The organism is Alkalilimnicola ehrlichii, from assembly GCF_003399765.1.
In the GTDB taxonomy this organism is placed as follows: domain Bacteria; phylum Pseudomonadota; class Gammaproteobacteria; order Nitrococcales; family AK92; genus AK92.
In genome coordinates this window covers 140,646-161,516 of the sequence record NZ_NFZV01000005.1, presented here as the reverse complement: position 1 = coordinate 161,516, position 20,871 = coordinate 140,646, and the positions used below count along the sequence as shown (strand labels likewise).

Genomic DNA, 20,871 nt, shown 5'->3' with positions numbered 1-20,871 from the left:
CCGCTAAGGAGCAAAGCCATTAGCGCGGCGCTCCTTAGCCTCCTTTTGACAGGAGGTGCACGCTAAGCGGCAGAAACGGGTTGGTCGAACGCGATGGGCGCTGCCTCTTCGTCCTCGAAGGTTACCTCTTCCCAAGCATCCTGCTCAGCCAGCAGGGCCAGCAACAGGCGGTTGTTCAAGGCATGGCCGGACTTATGGCCGCTGAATGCACCGATCAAGCTGTGGCCGAGCAGGTACAAGTCGCCAATCGCGTCAAGGATCTTATGCTTCACAAACTCGTCGCGATAGCGCAAACCGTCTTCGTTGAGAATGCGAAAATCGTCGACAACAATCGCGTTGTCTAAGCTCCCGCCCAAAGCCAGCTGGCGCTCGCGCATCCATTCGAAATCGCGCATAAAACCGAACGTACGCGCCCGGCTGACTTCCTTGACGAAGGAGGTCGAAGAGAAATCGACAACCGCTTGTTGATCGACATTCTTGAATGCCGGATGGTCGAATTCGATGGTAAAGCCGACTTTGAATCCGTCGAATGGATCGAAACGAACCCACTTATCGCCGTCTTCGACCTTAATCGGACGTTTGATACGGATGAATTTCTTGGCGGCAGCCTGCTCTTCGATACCGGCGGAGCGGATCAAGAACACGAAGGGGCCAGCGCTACCGTCCATAATCGGCACTTCCGGTGCGCTCACATCGACGTAGGCATTATCGATGCCTAGCCCTGCCATGGCGGAAAGCAGATGTTCAACGGTAGAAACCCGCACATCGCCATTTATCAAGCAGGTGGAAAGCTGCGTATCGCCGACATTCTCCGGCGCTGCTTTAATCTCCACCGGTTCGTCTAAATCGACACGTCGAAAAACGATACCCGTATTCGGCGCGGCCGGCCGCAGGGTCAAGTAAACCTTCTCACCAGTGTGAAGGCCAACACCTGTGGCACGGATGCTGTTTTTTAGTGTCCGTTGTCGAATCATCGCGAGGAAGACTCCTCATGCATCACATCAAGGAAAAGTCGTAAGGCCGGCGCCAATGCGGGATCCATGGCCATTGTCATGGTTGCAGCGCACCATTGTACGGAAATACGACCGACGTGCCTACCTTGGCTTATAGTTTTTGCGAACTCCATCGCACATCACGTTAGAGCAGAAAAAGATGAAGAGGTTCCCGACTAGCTGTACAAAATGGCTTTCGGTAGCGAGCAACACTGTTGCAGCCCCCGCTCCCAACGCCAGTTCCGCTGCTTTCGGGACGGCCCTGCGGCGGGCGTCAATGCCCGCCGCAGCCGAAAAGGTGCGGAGATGGTAGAGCCGTCAGTCTGCCTGACGGCGCAGGAAGGCCGGGATGTCTAGATAATCGAGATCCCCGCTTCCCTGCTCCGGATAACGCTCATTCGCCGCTTTCTTACGAATGACCGTGGGTCGATCCAACTGCGCGTAATCGACCTCGCCGCTCGGCTTTTTGCTAACGGTCTGCGGTTGCGGAGCCGGAGCCGCAGCCGGTTGCGCCGCTTTGCCTTCGGCCCCTAAACCGGTGGCCACCACGGTAACACGCAACTCGCCTTCCAATTCCGGATCGATAACGGTACCGACAACGACGGTGGCGTCCTCGGACGCGAAGTCCTTGATGGTGCTACCTACCTCGTCAAACTCTCCGATAGAGAGATCCATACCAGCGGTAATATTGACCAAAATACCGTTGGCGCCGGCAATCTCGATATCTTCCAGCAAGGGACTGGCAATAGCCCGCTCGGCGGCTTCGCGCGCCCGGCCTTCTCCCGAAGCGGCACCGGAACCCATCACCGCCATTCCCATTTCCGACATGACCGTACGCACGTCGGCGAAGTCGACGTTAATCAGGCCCGGGCGGGTAATCAGTTCGGCGATGCCTTTTACCGCACCGAGCAACACGTCGTTAGCCGACTTGAAAGCATCCAGCAAGGTCAGGTTCTTACCCAAAACGCTGAGCAGCTTTTCATTGGGGATCGTGATCAAAGAGTCAACGTGCTTGCCGAGCTGTTCGATACCTTCCTGAGCGACGCGCATCCGCTTGCCGCCTTCGAAAGGAAAGGGTTTGGTAACAACCGCCACCGTCAAAATCCCCATTTCCTTCGCAACTTCGGCAACGACAGGTGCCGCACCGGTGCCCGTGCCGCCACCCATACCGGCGGTGATAAACACCATATCCGCCCCTTCGAGCAGCTCCTGGATACGCTCCCGGTCTTCGAGCGCGGCATCCCGCCCGACATTGGGGTTAGCGCCCGCTCCCAAACCTTTGGTTACGCTCGTACCCAGCTGCAATACCGTGCGAGCAGCCGTGTTCTTGAGGGCCTGCGCATCCGTATTCGCGCAGATAAAATCGACCCCCTCAATATCCGCCGACACCATATGTTGAACGGCGTTACCGCCGCCGCCGCCGACACCGATTACTTTAATGACGGCGCTTTGGCTATACGAATCCATTAGCTCAAACATTCTAGCCTCCTTAAGATCTCCATCTACCGCACCTAAACACGTCAGAACAACGCGCATCCCGCGCGTTACTCAATTATTAAAAATTGCCCTGAAACCAACTCTTCATCCGCGCCATGAAGGCTTCGAAGCCCCGGTCGCCTCGCAACTCCGGCATGGGACTCCCTTGATTCATCCAACCGAACTGCAATAAACCGACACCCGTCGAATAGATCGGATTACGCACCACGTCGGCGAGTCCCGCGACGTTCTGCGGTTGCCCCAAGCGAACAGGCATGTGGAACACCTCTTCGGCAAGGTCGATAACGCCTTCCATCTTCGAACTGCCACCGGTTAAGACCAGGCCCGCCGCCATCAAATCCTCAAACCCGCTGCGGCGTAATTCCGCCTGTACTAGGTTCATGAGTTCTTCGTAACGGGGCTCGACTACTTCCGCCAAAGTCTGGCGGGACAAGCGTCGCGGTTTGCGCTCACCGACCGAAGGCACTTCAATGGTCTCTTCGACGGCGGCCAGCTGGGACAACGCACAGGCGTACTTAACCTTGATCTCTTCCGCGTGCTGAGTCGGTGTGCGCAACGCAACTGCAATGTCGTTCGTTACCTGATCGCCGGCAATCGGAATTACGGCGGTATGACGAATCGCACCTTCAGTAAAAATCGCAATATCCGTGGTTCCGCCGCCGATATCGACGACGCACACGCCAAGCTCTTTTTCGTCGTCGGTTAAAACGGCGTGCGCCGAAGCGAGTTGCTCGAGAATGACGTCGTTCACCTCTAGCCCGCAGCGACGGACACACTTAATAATGTTCTGCGCGGCGCTAACAGCGCCGGTCACCATGTGCACTTTGGCTTCCAAGCGCACGCCGGACATCCCGATCGGTTCGCGAATACCTTCCTGGTTATCGATCAGGAACTCCTGCGGCAAGATATGCAGGATCTTCTGGTCGGCCGGAATGGCAACCGCCCGTGCCGCGTCGATGACGCGCTCGACATCGCCGGAGGTCACCTCTTTGTCGCGAATGGCAACGATCCCGTGCGAATTAAGGCTTCGGATATGACTACCCGCAATGCCGGTATAGACGGAATGAATCTGGCACCCGGCCATGAGTTCCGCCTCTTCCACCGCTCGCTGAATCGATTGCACCGTCGACTCGATGTTGACCACCACGCCTTTTTTCAGGCCGCGGGACGGGTGAGAACCAATACCCACCACGTCGATCACACCTTCTTGGTTCATCTCGCCAACAATCGCCACCACTTTCGAGGTGCCGATATCCAGACCAACCAACAGATTTCGTTCGGTCTTTTTGGTCATTCGATTTATCCTTTATCGCGCTCCGCCGGGCTCATGCCAGCGCAGGGCAAAACCGTTCGGATAACGAAGGTCCACTGAGGCCAAAGAGCCGTCAGCCGCTTCCGCCAATCGCGGATAGGTGCGGACGAAACGCCGCAATACGGCGTCGTCCTGCTCCGCGCCTAGTTGCATGTCTATCTCGTCGTTTAGGACGGCACGCCAAACCAAGCGATCGTCCAAGGTCACCGCAGTGACCGTAAAACCTAACGGCGCCAGGAGATCCGATAACTGCCGATAGCGCTCGGCCACTTTCCCGCCACTGCCTTCCGGACCGCGCAAGCTCGGTAGATCGTTCGCTAAGCGGGCACTGCCGGCGGCAAACACGTCGCCGCTGGGGTTTAGCGCTTCCTCGTCGTTCCAGCGCGCCAACGCCACCTGTTCTTCAATTTCCAGCGCTAAGGTGCCTGGCCATTGCCGTCGTACCGACGCCGTAGCCACCCAGGACAGGCCTTCCAGGCTTTCCCGAATACTCCGCACATCCAACCCCAGCATGCCGCGGTCGACGTGCGGCTCGATGGCCGCCCGAATTTCCTCTTCGCTGACCTGTTGCAAACGACTTTCGACCGACACCGCTTGCAACGGAAACACCTCGGGGGACATCAGCCAGCGCCAACCGGCGTCCAAACCGAACCCGAGCATCATCAGCACCGCCACCGCCAAGGCATAGCGACGGTACGGCGGACGCGGCTTATCCTGCGAACGCACAGCACGCAGCGTGTTGCGACGCGGAGCAGGCTCCGTCTGTGCAACGCGTTTTGCTATGCTCGCCGCAGGTGTCGCCATTAGCTGCCCCGCACCTCGTTACTACTCGTCAAAATCCGCCAGACCAGCTCGTCAAAGCTAATGCCGGCAGCCGCGGCCGCCATCGGTACCAACGAATGATCCGTCATCCCCGGCACGGTATTGACCTCTAACAACCAGTTGCTGCCGTCACCGTCGCGCATGATGTCGACCCGCCCCCAACCGCGCCCCTCAACCGCTTTAAATGCCTCCACGGCGAGCGCCTGCATTTCGGCTTCCTCCGCCGTCGACAGGCCGCAAGGGCAATGGTATTGCGTGTCGTTAGCCTGATACTTCGCCTCGAAGTCATAAAAACCACGCGGCGTCTCCAACCGAATTACCGGCAACGCCTGCTCGCCGAGAATCGCCACCGTGAACTCCTGCCCGGCGACAAAGCGTTCGGCAAAGACCTGGTCGTCGAAACGACCCGCGGCAGCGTAAGCCTGACGCAACTGTTCGGGATCCTCCGCTTTGGTCATCCCGATGCTCGAGCCTTCCCGACTCGGCTTGACCATCAACGGCGTTCCCAACCGCCCGCAGACAGACTCCGGACGCCAATCGCCACCCAGGCGGGCAAACTCCGGCGTCGGCAAGCCTGCTCCGCGCCAGGCAAGCTTCGTTTGCAACTTGTCCATAGCCAAGGCGGAGCCCAGTACACCGCTACCCGTGTACGGCACTTGCATCGCCTCCAAAGCGCCTTGAATAACGCCGTCTTCGCCGCCGCGCCCGTGCAGCATTACGAATGCCCGATCGAACTCGGCCAACCGATGCAGGTTGTCGCGCTGCGGATCGACCGGCGTCACCTTCACGCCTAAGCGCTCAAGTGCCGCAAGCACGGCAGCGCCGCTTTTTAACGACACCTCCCGCTCCGCGGACCAGCCGCCGAATAAAAGAGCAACGCGGCCCAGTGCCGCTATTTCATCTGCTCGCCGCGCCGCCACTACAAAACCTCTCCCACAATTCGCACCTCAGGCTGAAGTTCGACCTCGAATTTTTTCTCACCGTCGCTTGTACATGCTCGATCAGCGCTTCGATGTCGGAAGCCGTCGCCTCGCCGGTATTGACGATGAAGTTCGCATGCTTATTCGAAACCTGTGCGCCCCCACGCCCATACCTTTCAATCCCGCACGTTCGATCAAGCGTGCTGCGTGCTGCCCTTCGGGGTTCCGAAACACCGAGCCGCAACTGGGTTGGTTGGTCGGCTGACTCGCGCCACGCCGCGCCAAAAGGGCGCGAATACGCTCGTTAACGAGCTCGCTGGCAGTCGCGTCCAACTGCAGGCGACAAGCAATAAACCATTCATCGGCAGGGCCGCGGACATGACGGTAAGCGACTTCGAAATCGGCCGGTTGCCGCTGTCGAATGTTGCCGCTGCGATCGAGCGTCTCGACGCTGAGCACGCGATCCCATGTCTCTCCGCCAAAGGCACCGGCATTCATTGCCAGCGCCCCACCCATGGTGCCGGGAATACCCGCCAGGAACTCGGCACCGCCCAAATCGCTTTTGGCGCCAACTTGGCAACCTTGGCGCAAGGCACACCGGCTTGCGCATAGACCACGTCGTCGTCGAGCAGACGCAACTCGTCAAGCCTGCCCTGGGTATAAATGACGGTGCCCGGCCAACCGCCGTCGCGTACCAACAAATTGCTACCAAGGCCGCACCAAAGCAGCGGCTCGGCGTCCGGCAACTGGCGCAAAAATGCCTGCAAATCCGCGAGATCGGCCGGACGATAGAAGCGAGCGGCCCGGCCTCCCGTGCGCCACGAGGTATGACGCGCCATCGGCTCGTCTTCTAACAGCTCGCCCCGCAACGGCGCGATATCGACCGCAGTCATCACGCAGTCACCTCCTCGCTTTGCTCGACCAGACGCGGTGCCAACGTACCGATGTTGCCCGCTCCCATGGTCAACACCAGATCGCCGTTCTCGACCACTTCCGGCAAGACCCGCTGCAATTCTTCCAATGTCTCGACAAATACCGGGTTGACATGCCCGCGCGCTCGAATCGCTCCACACAGGGAGCGGCCGTCGGCACCGGGAATAACCGACTCTCCCGCGGCATAAACTTCCGTCACCACCAAGGCGTCGACGCCCGCCAAAACACGGGCAAAGTCCTCGAACAGATCTTTGGTACGCGAGTAACGGTGCGGTTGAAACACCACCACGAGACGACGGTCCGGCCAACCGTCCCGTGCTGCTTGCAAGGTAGCGGCGATTTCCCGCGGATGATGGCCGTAATCGTCGACCATCAGCACCTCGCGGCCGTTAAGCGTAAGCGCTCCATAGAGCTGGAACCGGCGTCCGATCCCCTGAAACTCGTGCAAACCGCGCGCAATAGCGCCCCGGCTCACGCCAAGCTCGCTGGCGATGGCGATGGCGGCCAGCGCATTCAACACGTTGTGGGTACCCGGCAAATTCAGAGCCAATTCAAAACGCTCGCCCTGTTGCTCGACCGTGAAGTGCGTGCGATTCCCCTCCTGCCGGATATCGACCGCGCGCAGGTCCGCCCCTTCGGTCAGGCCATAAGTGCGTACTGGGCGCGTCACTTCTGGCAGCATCTCGCGCACGACCGGATCGTCGATGCACAACACCGCAAGACCGTAAAACGGAAGGTGATGCAGGAACTCGACAAACGTGCTACGCAAACGGCCAAAGTCGCCGCCATAAGTCGCCATGTGATCGGCATCGATATTGGTGACCACGGCCATCATCGGCTGCAGATACAAAAAGGAGGCATCGCTCTCGTCAGCCTCGGCAACCAGATATCGTCCGCTGCCTAAGCGCGCGTTGGCGGCCGCGCTATTAAGCCGCCCTCCGATAACAAAGGTCGGATCGAGCCCGCCTTCGCCGAGCAAACTGGCAACCAAGCTGGTCGTGGTTGTTTTACCGTGCGTCCCCGCCACGGCAATGCCGTAACGAAACCGCATCAGCTCCGCCAACATTTCCGCCCGCGGCACCACTGGCACACGGGCTTCTTTCGCCGCTAGCAGCTCCGGGTTGTTAGGGTCTATCGCGCTGGAAACGACGACCGCATCCGCAGCACGCGCGTACGCGCCGTCATGGCCAAACCAGACCTGGGCTCCCAAATCCTGTAGGCGGCGCGTCATCGCGCTTTCTCGTAAATCCGAGCCGGTCACTTGGTAACCGAGATTCAGCAACACTTCCGCGATGCCGCCCATGCCGACGCCGCCAATGCCGACAAAATGCAAACGGCGTACTCGGCCCATCGCCTGGGTATGATCAATGTCGGACAAAGCCGGCGAAGTCATTTCGCAATCTCCAAACACATTTCCGCTACCTCCTCGGCAGCATTTGGGCGCGCCATCGAGCGGGCATTGCGCGCCATCGTCAATAAGTGTTCCCGGTCTGCAAGCAGCTCTTCGAGCACGACAGCCAGTCGCTCCGGAGTCAGTTGATCCTGCGAACACAAAACGGCTGCATCGCGATTAACCAAATGGCGTGCATTCGCCGTTTGGTGATCGTCAACTGCATGCGGGAACGGAACCAAAACAGCAGGCGTACCCGACGCCGCCAGTTCGGCGACCGTCAGCGCACCGGCACGACAAATCGCCAAGTCAGCCCACCCGTACGCTTGGGCCATATCTTCGATAAAGGGTTCAACTTCTGCTTCAATTCCAGCCTCGCGATAGGCCGTTTGGGCGACATCGAAGGCGCTACCGCCCGCCTGATGACGTACCTCAGGCCGTAACCCCGCGGGTAGGCATTGCAACGCCGCCGGCACGATCTCGTTGAGGACTCTCGCTCCTTGGCTACCGCCGACGACCAGTAAGCGCGGGCGCCGCTGTTGTTGTTCCGAACGCATCGACGGCGCCGGCAATCGAGCGATGGCAGCGCGTACCGGATTACCGACCCAGACTGCATCCTCCCGCTCCGGGAACACCGCATCGAAGCCGGTGACCACTCGGTTCGCAAACCGTAACAACTGCCGGTTGGTCATTCCCGGCACGGCGTTTTGCTCGTGAATAATCAACGGCGTTCCCGTCAAACGCGCCGCCAAGGCGCCGGGGCCCGATACGTAGCCCCCCATGCCAAGCACAACCCGTGGGCGATGGCGTCGAAAAACCGCCAGAGCCTGTCCAAGCGCTCGTAGCACCATAAACGGCGCTTTAATCCAGCCGAACGCGCCCTTACCGCGAATACCGCTTACCGCCAGCCATTCCATATCGATACCGGCCGCGGGCACGACCCGCGCCTCCAGGCCTGTTTCCGTACCAAGCCACAGCACTGGCACCTCACGCGCACGCAAGCGTTCGGCGACTGCCAAGGCGGGGAACACATGCCCACCGGTACCACCGGCCATGATCAAAACCGGACGGGCGCCGTTGTCGTTCATCACGCCTCCTCCCCGGTTGCCCGCGCTGCCACCTTAGCGACGCGCAGCTCATAATCCGCACGCAGCAGCAAAGCGAAAGTAATCAATGTCATGATCAAACTACTGCCGCCATAACTCAGCAGCGGTAAGGTCAAACCTTTGGTCGGCAGCAACCCCATATTCACGCCCATATTGATAAACGCCTGAAGAGCCAGCCAAATAGCAACGCCATAGGCAAGGTAGGCTGCAAATAGACGCCCCATACGCAGCCCTGCCGTACCGATGCAGAAAGCCCGCCAGACCACGAAGCTGTACAGCGCGATAACACACACCACGCCAACCAATCCCAACTCTTCGGCCAGTACCGCGAACACGAAGTCCGTGTGTGCTTCGGGTAGGTAAAACAGTTTCTGCACGCTGCTTCCCAAACCGACGCCGAACCACTCGCCACGACCGATCGCAATCAACGACTGGGTTAGCTGGAAGCCGGTATTGAAAGGGTCGGCCCACGGATTGAGAAACGCCGTGAGGCGCTGCCAACGATAAGGAGAACCGACAATCAATAACCACGCCGCGCCGGCACACAACGCTGCCAACATGCCGAATCGCCAAACGGGAACGCCGGCGAGAAAAATCATCCCGAGCCCGACCGACATCAACACCACGGCGGCACCGAAATCCGGCTGTAGCAGGAGCAGTACGCACGCCAAGGCCAAGATGGCCACAGGAATCAAAAACCCGTCATCGTTGTGCGCACACTATCGGCGCGCCGCACCAAATAACCGGCGATGTAGAGCATGAATAAAAGCTTGGCCGGTTCGGAAACTTGAAGATTGAACGGCCCGATCGAGATCCAACGTACGGCCCCGTTAACTTCTCGCCCCACCCCCGGGATCAACACCAAAACCAACAAGAAGTAAGCAAACAGCAAAACGGCCGGCCCCGACCGCTCCCAGGTATCCATCCGCACGTGCAAAACCACCGCTGCCAGCAAGGTTCCTACAGCGATGAATAACAGCTGCCGCTGGAGGTAATACAGCGGCGCTCCTAGGTGTCGATCCGCGATAGAAATCGATGCGGAGGTCACCATCACGATGCCGAGGGCCGCCAACACGGCGATAGCCGCCAGTAAAGCGTGATCCAGATTCGGCCAAATGGCCGGCTTTCGACGCTCGGCGACCACGGGTAAGAAGCGGAGGATTGCCTCGGTCATAGCACCCACCTCCGCACCGCAGCGGCGAACACATCGCCGCGTTCTTCGTAGCCGGAGAACATATCGAAACTGGCACAGGCCGGCGACAACAGCACGCTGTCTCCCGGCTGCGCCAAGTCAGCGGCCATTTTCACCGCGGTTTCCATATCTGGCGCCTGGCGTAGCGGCACGGCACCCTCCAAGGCCGTACGTAACAGCGGCGCATCGCGACCTATCAACACCACCGCGCGGGCTTTATTCGCCAGAGCCGGACGCAACGGGGCAAAATCGCCGCCTTTACCGTCGCCGCCGGCGATCAAAACGAGCTTGCCCGGCAAGCCGTTCACGGCCGCCAACGTGGCCCCGACATTAGTTGCTTTGGAATCGTTGTACCAAACGACCCCGTTCGCTTCGCCGACCCACTGCGTGCGATGCGACAACCCGGGATAGGTCCGCAACGCTTCCAATACCGCCGGAGTCGGGATGGCAACCGCCTCTGCTAACGCACAGGCAGCCAGCGCATTGGCTAGATTATGCTGCCCCGGCAATCTCAACTCGCCAGCCGGCAGCAGTGGCTCGCCGCGCGCAACCAGCCACGTTTCGCCGTCCCGCCGTACAACGCCGAACCCGTCGGCAGGCGCCTTTTGCAAACTAAACGGGACGCAACGACGATTGGCATCCGCCATCGCAACCACCGCCGAGTCGTCCTGATTAAGAACCATGACACCGGTGCCGGCGAAAATCCGGCGTTTGGCTTCGGCATAGGCCGCAAGATCCGCATACCGGTCCATGTGGTCGGGGCTGATATTGAGCACGACGGCAGCACGCGGGTTAAGCCCCGAGGTCGTCTCAAGTTGAAAACTGGAAAGCTCCAACACATAAAGCTCGGGCTCCGGCTCGCGTAGCAGTTCTAACGCCGGTGTGCCCAAATTACCGCCGACCGCAACGTCGATACCGGCTAGTTCGGCCATTCGCCCGAGCAACGTGGTTACCGTACTCTTTCCGTTCGAACCGGTGATCGCTACCACCGGCGCTTGTGCATACCGAGCGAACAGCTCTATTTCGCTAACCATGGCGACGCCTGCCGCCGCGGCGGCTTTTAACGCCGGCTCGTCCAGGGCTACGCCGGGACTAACGACAACCTCCGCCGCTGCACACAGTGCCGGCTCATCAAAGCCCCCCAGTGCCAGCGGTACGGCTGGAAGCTCTTGCCGAGCAGCAGCCAAACCCGGCGGTTGCGGACGGCTATCGGTAACCATGACCGGCACCCCGCGAGCATGCAGGAAACGCGCGCAGGCAAGCCCGGTGGCACCGAGTCCGACCACGACTGTCATTCCACGCGTTGTCACTGCTGCGTCTGCCATATCAGCGAATCTTCAAGGTTGCCAAACCAATGAGCACCAGGATCACCGTGATGATCCAAAAACGAACGATAACGCGCGGCTCCGGCCAGCCTTTTAGCTCGAAGTGATGATGAATCGGAGCCATGCGGAAAATCCGCCGCCCGGTCAACTTGTAGGAGGCGACCTGCAAAATGACCGAAACGGTTTCCATCACGAACACACCGCCCATGATGACCAAGACCAGTTCCTGCCGCGTAAGAACGGCCAACAGGCCGAGCGCCGCACCCAAGGCCAGCGCTCCGACATCGCCCATAAACACCTGCGCGGGATAGGCGTTAAACCAGAGAAACCCTAAACCCGCGCCAACAAGGGCACCGCAGAACACAACCACCTCGCCGACGCCGGCGATATACGGAATCCCCAGATAGTCGGCAAACACCAAATGCCCTGTGGCATACGCGAACACAGCAAATGCCGCAGCCACCAGCACCGTCGGCATAATCGCAAGCCCGTCCAAACCGTCCGTCAAGTTAACCGCGTTGGAGGACCCGACGATGACGAAGTATGTCAGCGGAATAAACAAGATCCCCAACGGGATAACCGCATCCTTAAAAACCGGCAGAACCAGCGCTGTCTCTACCGGCGTCTCCGCGGTAACAAACAACACGATCGCCACCGTCAGGCCGACGACCGACTGCCAGAAATACTTCGCCTTAGCCGACAAACCCTTGCTGTTACCCAGCAAAAGTTTCTTGTAATCGTCGACGCCGCCGATGACGCCAAACGCCAAGGTCACCAACAGCACCATCCACACGTAACGATTGCTTAAGTCCGACCACAACAAGGTCGAGATCGCAATCGCCACCAGAATCAAAGCGCCGCCCATCGTGGGCGTACCCGCCTTCGATAAATGACTGGCCGGCCCGTCTTCTCGAATCTGCTGGCCGATCTGATGCAAGGTCAGGCGACGAATCAGAATCGGGCCAACCACAAACGAAATCACCAGCGCCGTGAGCGTACCGAGAATGGCGCGCAACGTGAGATACTGAAACACGTTGAACGCGCTGTAGTACTGCTCCAACAGGCTTGCTAGGTAAAACAGCATTCGTTACTTATTCCTCGCGCGGGCCGCATAAAGCCGCGACCACCTGTTCCATCGCCATGCTGCGCGATCCCTTAACCAGCACGGCGACATCCGGCCGCAGCTCGCTCCGTAGCGCGGCAACTAAGGCATCCTTGTCAGCGTAGTGCGACCCACCGGCGCCGAAGGCGTCCGCAGCATCGCCCGCGAAATGACCGACCGTGTACAAGCGCGTCACTCCACAGTCACGAGCCAAACGACCGGCTTGCGCATGCAATGCGCTCGCGGTGTCTCCTAGCTCCGCCATATCTCCTAAAATCAACCAGTGCTCGCCTTCGGTTTCGGCGAGCACGCGCAACCCTGCCTCCAACGAATTCGGGTTTGCGTTATAAGTGTCATCCAACACGCGCGCGCCTTGACGCGCGACCCGCCAATTCAAACGGCCCGCAACCGGCTTCATGGCGGCCAGCCCTTCGGCGATAGCCGCCGGTGCAATGTCAAGAGCAAGCGCCGCCGCGCTGGCCGCCAAGGCATTTAGAACGTTGTGCCGCCCAGGCAACGGCAACGACACGGGCACACGCCCTTTTGGCGTGTGCAACTCGAATCCATCGGCGGCAATCCGCTCCGCTCTAACCATCGCGGTTGGCGACAGACCAAAATCGACAATGCGTTTACGCCCGGCTAACTGCCTCCAGAACCCGGCGTATTTGTCGTCCGCGTTGATAACGGCGATCCCGCGCTCAGGTAGCGCCGAGAACATTTCGCCCTTACCTTTGGCGACGCCGTCGTAACCGCCGAAACCTTCCAGGTGCGCGGCCCCGGCATTCGTCACCACGCCGACTTCAGGCTCGGCAACGCGCGCCAGATAACCGATTTCCCCCTGATGATTGGCGCCCATCTCCAGCACCGCGTAACGGTCATCCGCCTGCAGCCGAAACAGGGTCAAGGGCACGCCGATGTCGTTATTCAGGTTCCCCACCGTCGCGAGGGTCGGCCCCTGGGCGGCCAGAATCGAGGCCAGCATTTCCTTCACGGTGGTTTTGCCATTACTGCCGGTAATCCCAACCACACGGGCCTGGCTTGCCCGCCGCACCGCACGTGCGATATCTCCAAGCGCAATCCGGGTGTCGGGGACAACGCAGTGCGGCAGCTCCCAATCCCCTTCGCGACTGACCAACGCCGCCGCCGCACCGGCCGCTTTGGCCTTCCCAATGTAGTCATGGCCGTCGAAGCGCGGGCCACTGAGGGCAACGAATAACTGCCCCGGCACCACCTGCCGGCTATCGGTACCAACGCCGGAAAAACTCGTATCGGCCCCAGTCAGAGCACCATCGAGCAAAGTAGCGAGCTGTTTCAGACTCATCTCTTGCATGTCACTCGCTCCTGCAATGCCTTAACCACCGCCACCCGATCGTCGAACGGAATGCGCTTATTGCCGACCTGCTGCTCTTGCTCGTGGCCTTTACCGGCGACGAGCACGACGTCGTTATTCTCGGCACGGTTGACCGCCCACCGGATCGCCTGCTCCCGGTCATGCTCGACATGGGCCGGTGCCCGACCTAAGCCGCGCCGAATATCCGCGACAATCTGTGCCGCAGGCTCGGAACGAGGGTTATCGTCGGTAATCACGATGCCATCGGCCTGATGCGCTGCCACCTTGCCCATTTCCGGCCGTTTACCTCGGTCGCGATCGCCGCCACAGCCAAACACGCACCAAACGCGTCCGACGACATGCTCTCGAACCGCAGCCAAAGCCGCTGCGAGCGCCGCCGGCGTATGCGCGTAGTCAACAACCACCAGCGGCGAATCACCCCCACCGAAACACTCCATTCGACCGGGTACCGGCTTCAGTTCCTGCAACGCGTGAACCGAGTCGGAGAGCGGCACACCCAGAGCCTGTAAAGCAGCCAGAGTCGCCAAGACATTGGCAGCATTGAACCGGCCCAAGAGCGGCAGCACCAAATCCGCCGTTTCCTCGCCTACCCGCACCCGCAAACGCATTCCTCCGCCGTCGAGCTGCAAGTCGGAACACACGATGTCCGCGCCCGTATCGGCCGGGTCGAGCGAGTAGCCCAAAAGTGAAACACGCGGTTCAAGCTGCGCTTGTAAGGCACGACCAAAAGCGTCGTCGCGATTCAGCACCGCCGCACCCAAACCGGCCTGTCTAAAAAGGCGCGCCTTTGCCTCGGCGTACGCCTCGACCGTGCCGTGATAATCCAGGTGATCCCGGCTTAAATTAGTCAGCACTGCGACATCGAAATGCACGCCGGCAACCCGGCCCTGATCCAAAGCGTGGGAAGACACCTCCATCGCGGCTGCTTCACCTTCTGCGGCGCATATCGCCGCCAGCAGGGCTTGTACGCGTACAGCATCAGGCGTTGTATGGCTCGCCGGCTGCAATGCCTCGACAAATCCATACCCCAGGGTTCCGATCACACCGCAGCGAAGCCCGACAGCCGAAAGCGCCTGCGCAAGAAACTGCGACACCGAGGTTTTACCGTCAGTCCCGGTAACACCAATGACCTTGAGCTTTTCGCTCGGCTCGCCGTACCAGCGACCGGCAATCGCGCTCAGTTCATCGTTCAGACGATCCAGCACGATCAGCGGCACATTCCGCTTCGCACAAATCTGCGCCGATCGAGTCAGCAAGGCAGCAGGGGCCCGCGCCGCTAAAACAGCCGACACCTTACTCGCCAGCGCGTCGTCAACGAATTCCAGACCATGCCGCCGCGTCCCGGCCAACGCACAGAACACGTCGCCCGGCTGCGCCTGAGCACTATCGACGCTCAGCCCCGTCATATTTCTGTCATCGTCTGCCACCACGTCTACCCAAGGACGCAGTAGCTCGGCGAGCGTGGCTTGCCGCGGCGCGACCAACGAAGCGCTCATCCCGCACCTCCTCGGCTCGCCATATGCGCGTCCAAAGCGGGTAGATCGTCAGGCGGCACATTAAGCAAGCGCAACGCCCCCGTCATGACGGAGGCGAACACCGGAGCAGCCACCTGGCCGCCGTAATACGCTCCGGCCGAAGGCTCGTCGATCACGACCGCCATCGCCAAACGGGGCCGGCTGGCAGGCGCTAAACCGGCAAATGTCGCTACGTACAAATCATCGGCATAACCGCCGGCAATGGATTTTTTGGCCGTTCCCGTTTTCCCGGCGATGCGGTAACCCGAGACACCCGCCCGTCGCCCCGTCCCCTGAGAACCGGCAACACCTTCCATCATCTCCCGCAGTAGCTGGGCGACGTTGGCATCGAGCACCTGCTCACCGTCCGGCGCTTCTTCCAGCTTCAGGAACGAAATCGGGCGCTGTACGCCGTCGGCGGCCAACGTCGCATAAGATTGCGCCAGCTGCAGCGGCGTAACCGACAAACCATAGCCATAGGAGAGCGTGGCTCGTTCGATAGCGCTGCGCGGCGGTACGATGGGCAAACTACCTGCAGACTCACCGGGAAACCCGGTTCCCGTGGTCATGCCGAAACCAAACCGAACCAAAAGCTCCCAGAAAACGTCATCCTCAAGCTCCAGCCCCACTTTCGCAGCACCTACCGTGCTTGAGCGGTTTAGCAGTGTCGACAGGTCTATCGTGCCGTAATCGCGGAAGTCGCGGACAGTATGCCCGCCAACACGCATCACACCCGGGCTGGTGTTAATGACGCTATCCGGTCGCAGCTGCCCGCTTTCCAAAGCTGCGGCTATCAACAACGGCTTAACGGTGGACCCAGGCTCGAAGGCATCGGTTACCGCACGGTTGCGCATATGTGCCGGCTGGGCGTTGGTGCGATTATTCGGATTGAACGAGGGTTGATTCACCATCGCCAATACTTCGCCGGTTTTCACATCCAGCAGCACCAAAGAGCCCCCGCGCGCACCATGCTCTCTTACGGCGGCCTTCAATTCTCGATACGCTAAATACTGCAAACGCCGATCGATACTTAATGCCAGCGTGTTACCGGGACGAGGCTCGCGCAAACTCTCGACATCGCGTACGCGCCGACCGAGCCGATCGCGCAACACCCGCTTCGCTCCAGGCTCGCCCCGTAACCATTCGTCGAACGAGAGCTCTAAACCTTCCTGGCCCCGATCGTCGATATTAGTAAAACCCAGCACATGCGCCGTTACTTCGCCGGCGGGATAAAACCGGCGGTACTCCCGCTGTAAGGCAACCCCAGGCAAACCAAGCTCCATCACCTGAGCGGCACGATCCGGAGACAAATGCCGGCGCAAGTAGACGAACTCGCGCTCGCTGCGGGCTTCCAACCGACGGCGCATAGTCCGCTCGTTCAAACCCAGCAGAGAAGCCAACGCCGTAAGATCCGCACCGCTTTCCAGCAAATAACCCGGATGCGCCCAAACCGAATCCACCGGCGAACTCAAGGCTAAAGGATCGCCGTAACGATCGGTCACAGCACCACGGTGCGCAGGCATTTCGACCACGCGCAAGTGGCGTGCATCGCCTTGATTTTGCAAAAATTCGCGGTCGAGAATCTGCAAACTCAAGGCACGCCACAACAGCACGCCCGCCAAGGCGACGAAGAATACGAGCAGCAGCGTGGGTCGCCACAAGACGACCGACTGACTCTCTTCTTGCTGAGCGCGTGGTGCCAAGCCCCATTCCTTCCTTATCTAAAGCAGCTTAAAGCCGCATTTCTCTTAGTCGATTACTCTTCGATGATGACTACGTCATTTCGGCCTGGAATGCGCATTTGCAGGCGTTCGCGAGCCAGCCGCTCTATACGCCCGTGGGTAGCCCAAGCACCGCGCTCGAGCTGCAACATGCCCCATTCCACGTTCAATTCGTCGCGCGTTTTAATCAGCTCCTGCGTCTCGACGAAAAGCTGCCGGCTATGATGCTTGACATAGACGACCGCGACTGCCGACCCGATCACCGCTAGCACTAAAGCGGTGACGACGAGCTGCTCAACTTTCATGACAAACGCTCCGCCACCCTTAATACGGCGCTGCGCGAACGAGGATTGACGGCCAACTCCGCTTCCCCGGCACGAACAGGCTTGCCGACAAGCTTCAAGCGCGGCCGCCGCTCCTCGGGAACGACAGGCACCTCCGGCGGCAAATAGCCGACGGAGGACTTATCGCGCATAAATCGTTTAACGAGACGATCTTCCAACGAGTGGAAGCTGATTACGGCCAAACGCCCGCCGGGCGCTAACAGATCGCAAGCGTCGTCTAGCAAAGCCCGCAGCTCGTCGAGCTCACGGTTAATAAAAATACGAATGGCTTGAAAGCTTCGCGTCGCGGGATGCTTATTTCGCTCTTTGAACGGCAGCGCCGCCTCGATAAGAGCAACCAGCTGCTGAGTGGTTTGCGGCGCAGCGCCGGATTCGCGGGCTAAAACAATGGCCCGGGCGATACGTTTCGCAAAGCGCTCCTCGCCATACTCCCGCAACACCTCGGCAATCTCCTCCGGTGCTGCTTCAGCCAACCATTCGGCGGCACTCATGCCGCGCGAGGCGTCCATCCGCATATCCAGCGGGCCATCGCGCAGAAAACTAAATCCTCTTACAGGATCGTCGAGCTGCGGCGACGAAACGCCGAGGTCGAGCAAAATGCCATCTATCTTGCCTCGGCACCCCTGCTCGCTCGCCAGCTCCGATAACTGGACGAACGACCCTTGCCGGATCAAACAACGCGGGTCGGTACCAAAGCGTTGGCGGGCATAGTCGACGGCTTGACCATCCTTGTCGATCATCCACAACCTTCCCTTGTCGTTTAGCTTCGCCAGTATCGCCTCGCTGTGACCGCCCCTACCGAAGGTGCCGTCCACATACAGTCCGTCCGACCGTATCGCCAAAGCGTCGACAGACTCTGCGAGCAGTACTGACCGGTGCGCGTATTCCTGCATTTGTTATCGCCAACCCCGCCACGTTCGCGAGAAACCGGGACACCCGGCCGTAATAGCCGGACGCACACGCTCAATAACCGAAACGGCCGCCCTTGGAACAAGGCCTATCGTCAACTCGAACACCGTGAACCCATCACATCCGCCTCAACAGACGCTGCACGCACTCGCCGCCACTGAAGAGGCGTAAGGAAGCATCTCCTACAGCGAAAGCTCCTCCAGCTCCGCAGAAAGCTCCATTTCTTCCGCCGCTTGCGCCAGCCATACTTCACGTCGCTCGTTCCAGGTCGCTTCATCCCAGAGTTCGAATTTATTTCCCTGACCGACCAGAACGACTTTCTTATCCAGTCCCGCAAAATCGCGCAGCGGGGGTGGCAACAAAATCCGCCCATTGCCGTCCATCGGGCACTCGGTTGCATAACCGATCAGCAAACGCTGTAGACGACGGTTCTGAGGCTTCAGGCTCGGAAGCTTCGCCAACTTGGCTTCGATCACTTCCCAATCGGGTAGCGCATAGACGAGCAGGCAGTGATCGGGATCGACCGTAATGACCATCTCACCCTCGCAATACGCCTGCAGCCGCTCGCGATAGCGGCTCGGGAACGTCAAGCGTCCCTTGGCATCAAGGTTGAGATGACTAACCCCGCGAAACACTTTCCGCCCCCGTTGCGCCCCAAAATTCCATTTTCATCCACTTTGTCCCACTTTGCCACACTATAGGTAGCGACAATCCTCCTTGTCAAGCTGAACTCAATGAAGTTCTTTCTTACACAACAAATACTTAGAGCCAATTCACAACGTCGCTTATTAGCGACAGAACACCGCGAATAGAATAGAATGAGAAAACACAGCGTTACACGCAGAACGCACAAACAAGATGAAGTGTCACGTTTAAGCCGCTGAGAAAGCGGGGATTTCTCGCAGTACCAAGAGAAGAGAACAAGAAGGGAAGTGGGAGCCGGCCGATAAGCCGGGTTCTGTCGTGGGCAGCCATTCCTCTGGGACGCGCGTCGCCGCGCGCCTCAAGCGACCTACCCGGGAGCGATGCGGGCCACATCGATGCCCCCCTATTTGGTCTTGCTCCGGGTGGGGTTTACCCTGCCGCGGCATGTTACCACCCGCGCGGTGCGCTCTTACCGCACCTTTTCACCCTTACCGGCACCCTTAAGGTGCTTAGGCGGTATATTTTCTGTGGCACTAGCCGTAGGCTCGCGCCCCCCAGGCATTACCTGGCACCCTGCCCTTTGGAGCCCGGACTTTCCTCCACATCGAGACGATGCAGCGACTGCCTGGCCGACTCCCGTACTTATAATATCAAATTAACGCTGCATCAGGGGAAACTGAAAAATCATACGGCCCCTCGAGCACTGACCGCATTGCGGCCAGTGCAGGCCCGCCGCACACCGGTAGCGACGCTTTGAACCGGCAAAGCGAAAGGCGATCGACCGCTAGAGCCAACGATTACTTATTGTCTTTATAACTTTTTAAGGCCAGAGCGCGCTCGTACAGAGCGTTCTTAGGCTGACCGGTGATACGAGCCGCCAAACGAGTCGCCTGCTTAAGAGGCAACTCTTCCAACAGAGCCTGTAGGACGTCGTCGCCAGCAACCACCGCTTCGGGCTGCGCAGCAGGACCGGCGCAACCGGCAACGATCACGACGAACTCGCCCCGCCTTTGGTTAGGGTCGCTTGCGAGCCACGCCTCCACCTCCCCCAACGCCCCCTGGCGGACGGTTTCGTAGGTTTTAGTAAGCTCACGCGCGACCGTAACTTCCCGCTCCGCACCGAATACTGCGCTCATATCGGCTATGAACGCCTCGATGCGATGGCTGGATTCGAAAAAGATCATTGTCCGCGGCTCTGCGGACAATGCATCCAACTGCTTACGACGAGCAGCGGATTTCGCTGACAAAAAACCTTCAAAACTAAAGCGATCCGTCGGCAACCCGGCCACGGACAACGCGGCCAACACGCTACTAGCTCCCGGCACCGGCACCACGGGCAACCCGCGCCGGCGCGCTTCCCGCACCAAACGAAAGCCAGGATCGCTAATCAACGGCGTTCCGGCATCGCTCACCAACGCGACCGATTCGCCCTGCTCTAACAACCCTAATACAGAATCGAGCTGCGCCTCTTCGTTATGCTCATGCAAGCTTCGCAGCCGCGCGGAAATACCGTAATGCCGCAAGAGAATCCGTGTGCGCCGGGTATCTTCCGCGGCAACATAATCGACCTCGGCCAACACGCGCTCGGCACGCCGAGTCATATCCTCGAGGTTACCGATAGGCGTTGCTACAACAAAAAGGGTGCCGCAGTTGTTTGACACTTTGAACCTCAAATGCTGATATTGACGCCTGCCCTTCCGGCAGGCGACGTTAGGGGGCTAATTTGCTCCCTTCCAGGGAACGCTCGAGGAGTAGCCGATGTCTCTGTAGATAATCGAGGCCGTCTACGGCTTTAG

17 protein-coding genes, 1 other RNA gene and 2 pseudogenes are annotated in these 20,871 nt (G+C 59.6%); all 20 read right to left on the bottom strand.

The features are described from left to right. Positions 1-62 precede the first annotated feature (62 nt). Positions 63-974 carry a UDP-3-O-acyl-N-acetylglucosamine deacetylase gene (gene lpxC, locus CAI21_RS06935; RefSeq protein ID WP_116301615.1) on the bottom strand — a complete coding sequence of 304 codons (912 nt, stop codon included), beginning with the start codon at positions 972-974 and terminating at the stop codon, positions 63-65. 336 nt (positions 975-1,310) lie between these two features. Then, complete coding sequence (ftsZ, locus tag CAI21_RS06930) at positions 1,311-2,471, bottom strand: cell division protein FtsZ (RefSeq protein ID WP_116301614.1); 1,161 nt, start codon at positions 2,469-2,471, stop codon at positions 1,311-1,313. Positions 2,472-2,547: 76 nt separating this feature from the next. After that, positions 2,548-3,783 (bottom strand): cell division protein FtsA, encoded by a 1,236-nt coding sequence (gene ftsA / locus CAI21_RS06925; RefSeq protein WP_116301613.1) that lies wholly within the window; start codon positions 3,781-3,783, stop codon positions 2,548-2,550. Between the two features lie 12 nt (positions 3,784-3,795). Then, the gene (locus tag CAI21_RS06920) at positions 3,796-4,605 is read right to left on the bottom strand and encodes a cell division protein FtsQ/DivIB (protein ID WP_116301612.1); all 810 of its coding nucleotides are present in this window, start codon (positions 4,603-4,605) and stop codon (positions 3,796-3,798) included. Then, on the bottom strand, positions 4,605-5,543 hold the full coding sequence (locus tag CAI21_RS06915; RefSeq protein ID WP_116301611.1) for a D-alanine--D-alanine ligase: 939 nt from the start codon (positions 5,541-5,543) through the stop codon (positions 4,605-4,607). The genes CAI21_RS06920 and CAI21_RS06915 overlap by 1 nt, the downstream gene beginning before the upstream one ends. Beyond that, positions 5,521-6,041, bottom strand: a pseudogene (locus tag CAI21_RS25835) (hypothetical protein). The gene CAI21_RS06915 and the pseudogene CAI21_RS25835 overlap by 23 nt, the downstream one beginning before the upstream one ends. Further along, positions 6,038-6,436 (bottom strand): hypothetical protein, encoded by a 399-nt coding sequence (locus tag CAI21_RS25830; protein ID WP_404840856.1) that lies wholly within the window; start codon positions 6,434-6,436, stop codon positions 6,038-6,040. The pseudogene CAI21_RS25835 and the gene CAI21_RS25830 overlap by 4 nt, the downstream one beginning before the upstream one ends. Beyond that, the gene (gene murC / locus CAI21_RS06905) at positions 6,436-7,869 is read right to left on the bottom strand and encodes a UDP-N-acetylmuramate--L-alanine ligase (protein ID WP_258868030.1); all 1,434 of its coding nucleotides are present in this window, start codon (positions 7,867-7,869) and stop codon (positions 6,436-6,438) included. The genes CAI21_RS25830 and murC overlap by 1 nt, the downstream gene beginning before the upstream one ends. Further along, entirely contained in the window at positions 7,866-8,954 is a 1,089-nt protein-coding gene (murG, locus tag CAI21_RS06900) for an undecaprenyldiphospho-muramoylpentapeptide beta-N-acetylglucosaminyltransferase (protein WP_258868029.1), read from the bottom strand. Before murG ends, murC begins: the two co-directional genes overlap by 4 nt. Beyond that, a pseudogene (gene ftsW / locus CAI21_RS06895) lies at positions 8,954-10,146 on the bottom strand (putative lipid II flippase FtsW). Before ftsW ends, murG begins: the two are co-directional and overlap by 1 nt. After that, entirely contained in the window at positions 10,143-11,489 is a 1,347-nt protein-coding gene (gene murD / locus CAI21_RS06890; RefSeq protein WP_116301610.1) for a UDP-N-acetylmuramoyl-L-alanine--D-glutamate ligase, read from the bottom strand. The pseudogene ftsW and the gene murD overlap by 4 nt, the downstream one beginning before the upstream one ends. Before the next feature lies 1 nt (position 11,490). Further along, positions 11,491-12,573 (bottom strand): phospho-N-acetylmuramoyl-pentapeptide-transferase, encoded by a 1,083-nt coding sequence (gene mraY / locus CAI21_RS06885; protein WP_116301609.1) that lies wholly within the window; start codon positions 12,571-12,573, stop codon positions 11,491-11,493. Between the two features lie 7 nt (positions 12,574-12,580). Beyond that, positions 12,581-13,921 (bottom strand): UDP-N-acetylmuramoyl-tripeptide--D-alanyl-D-alanine ligase, encoded by a 1,341-nt coding sequence (locus CAI21_RS06880; protein ID WP_116301608.1) that lies wholly within the window; start codon positions 13,919-13,921, stop codon positions 12,581-12,583. Continuing rightward, positions 13,909-15,438 (bottom strand): UDP-N-acetylmuramoyl-L-alanyl-D-glutamate--2,6-diaminopimelate ligase, encoded by a 1,530-nt coding sequence (locus tag CAI21_RS06875; protein ID WP_116301607.1) that lies wholly within the window; start codon positions 15,436-15,438, stop codon positions 13,909-13,911. The genes CAI21_RS06880 and CAI21_RS06875 overlap by 13 nt, the downstream gene beginning before the upstream one ends. Continuing rightward, the gene (locus CAI21_RS06870) at positions 15,435-17,159 is read right to left on the bottom strand and encodes a peptidoglycan D,D-transpeptidase FtsI family protein (RefSeq protein WP_258868906.1); all 1,725 of its coding nucleotides are present in this window, start codon (positions 17,157-17,159) and stop codon (positions 15,435-15,437) included. Before CAI21_RS06870 ends, CAI21_RS06875 begins: the two co-directional genes overlap by 4 nt. A gap of 53 nt (positions 17,160-17,212) precedes the next feature. Then, on the bottom strand, positions 17,213-17,482 hold the full coding sequence (ftsL, locus tag CAI21_RS06865; RefSeq protein WP_116301606.1) for a cell division protein FtsL: 270 nt from the start codon (positions 17,480-17,482) through the stop codon (positions 17,213-17,215). After that, positions 17,479-18,414, bottom strand: a complete 936-nt coding sequence (rsmH, locus tag CAI21_RS06860; RefSeq protein WP_116301605.1) for a 16S rRNA (cytosine(1402)-N(4))-methyltransferase RsmH — start codon at positions 18,412-18,414, stop codon at positions 17,479-17,481. Before rsmH ends, ftsL begins: the two co-directional genes overlap by 4 nt. Before the next feature lie 198 nt (positions 18,415-18,612). Next, positions 18,613-19,065, bottom strand: coding sequence for a division/cell wall cluster transcriptional repressor MraZ (gene mraZ / locus CAI21_RS06855; protein ID WP_116301604.1), 453 nt, complete (start codon positions 19,063-19,065; stop codon positions 18,613-18,615). Between the two features lie 296 nt (positions 19,066-19,361). Next, positions 19,362-19,712: RNase P RNA component class A (rnpB, locus tag CAI21_RS06850), an RNA gene on the bottom strand. A 160-nt stretch (positions 19,713-19,872) separates the two neighbouring features. After that, positions 19,873-20,736: a 16S rRNA (cytidine(1402)-2'-O)-methyltransferase gene (gene rsmI, locus CAI21_RS06845; protein WP_116301603.1), complete on the bottom strand. Its 864-nt coding sequence runs from the start codon at positions 20,734-20,736 to the stop codon at positions 19,873-19,875. Between the last annotated feature and the right edge of the window lie 135 nt (positions 20,737-20,871).

Excerpts from the sequence above, each read along its gene's own strand:
- CAI21_RS06920 (WP_116301612.1), bottom strand. The coding sequence starts at position 4,605 with ATGGCGACACCTGCGGCGAGCATAGCAAAACGCGTTGCACAGACGGAG.
- ftsL (WP_116301606.1), bottom strand. The coding sequence starts at position 17,482 with ATGAAAGTTGAGCAGCTCGTCGTCACCGCTTTAGTGCTAGCGGTGATC.
- CAI21_RS25830 (WP_404840856.1), bottom strand. The coding sequence starts at position 6,436 with ATGACTGCGGTCGATATCGCGCCGTTGCGGGGCGAGCTGTTAGAAGAC.
- mraY (WP_116301609.1), bottom strand. The coding sequence starts at position 12,573 with ATGCTGTTTTACCTAGCAAGCCTGTTGGAGCAGTACTACAGCGCGTTC.
- ftsZ (WP_116301614.1), bottom strand. The coding sequence starts at position 2,471 with ATGTTTGAGCTAATGGATTCGTATAGCCAAAGCGCCGTCATTAAAGTA.
- rsmH (WP_116301605.1), bottom strand. The coding sequence starts at position 18,414 with ATGCAGGAATACGCGCACCGGTCAGTACTGCTCGCAGAGTCTGTCGAC.
- ftsA (WP_116301613.1), bottom strand. The coding sequence starts at position 3,783 with ATGACCAAAAAGACCGAACGAAATCTGTTGGTTGGTCTGGATATCGGC.
- CAI21_RS06875 (WP_116301607.1), bottom strand. The coding sequence starts at position 15,438 with ATGAGCGCTTCGTTGGTCGCGCCGCGGCAAGCCACGCTCGCCGAGCTA.
- CAI21_RS06880 (WP_116301608.1), bottom strand. The coding sequence starts at position 13,921 with ATGCAAGAGATGAGTCTGAAACAGCTCGCTACTTTGCTCGATGGTGCT.
- lpxC (WP_116301615.1), bottom strand. The coding sequence starts at position 974 with ATGATTCGACAACGGACACTAAAAAACAGCATCCGTGCCACAGGTGTT.
- murC (WP_258868030.1), bottom strand. The coding sequence starts at position 7,869 with ATGACTTCGCCGGCTTTGTCCGACATTGATCATACCCAGGCGATGGGC.
- murD (WP_116301610.1), bottom strand. The coding sequence starts at position 11,489 with ATGGCAGACGCAGCAGTGACAACGCGTGGAATGACAGTCGTGGTCGGA.
- murG (WP_258868029.1), bottom strand. The coding sequence starts at position 8,954 with ATGAACGACAACGGCGCCCGTCCGGTTTTGATCATGGCCGGTGGTACC.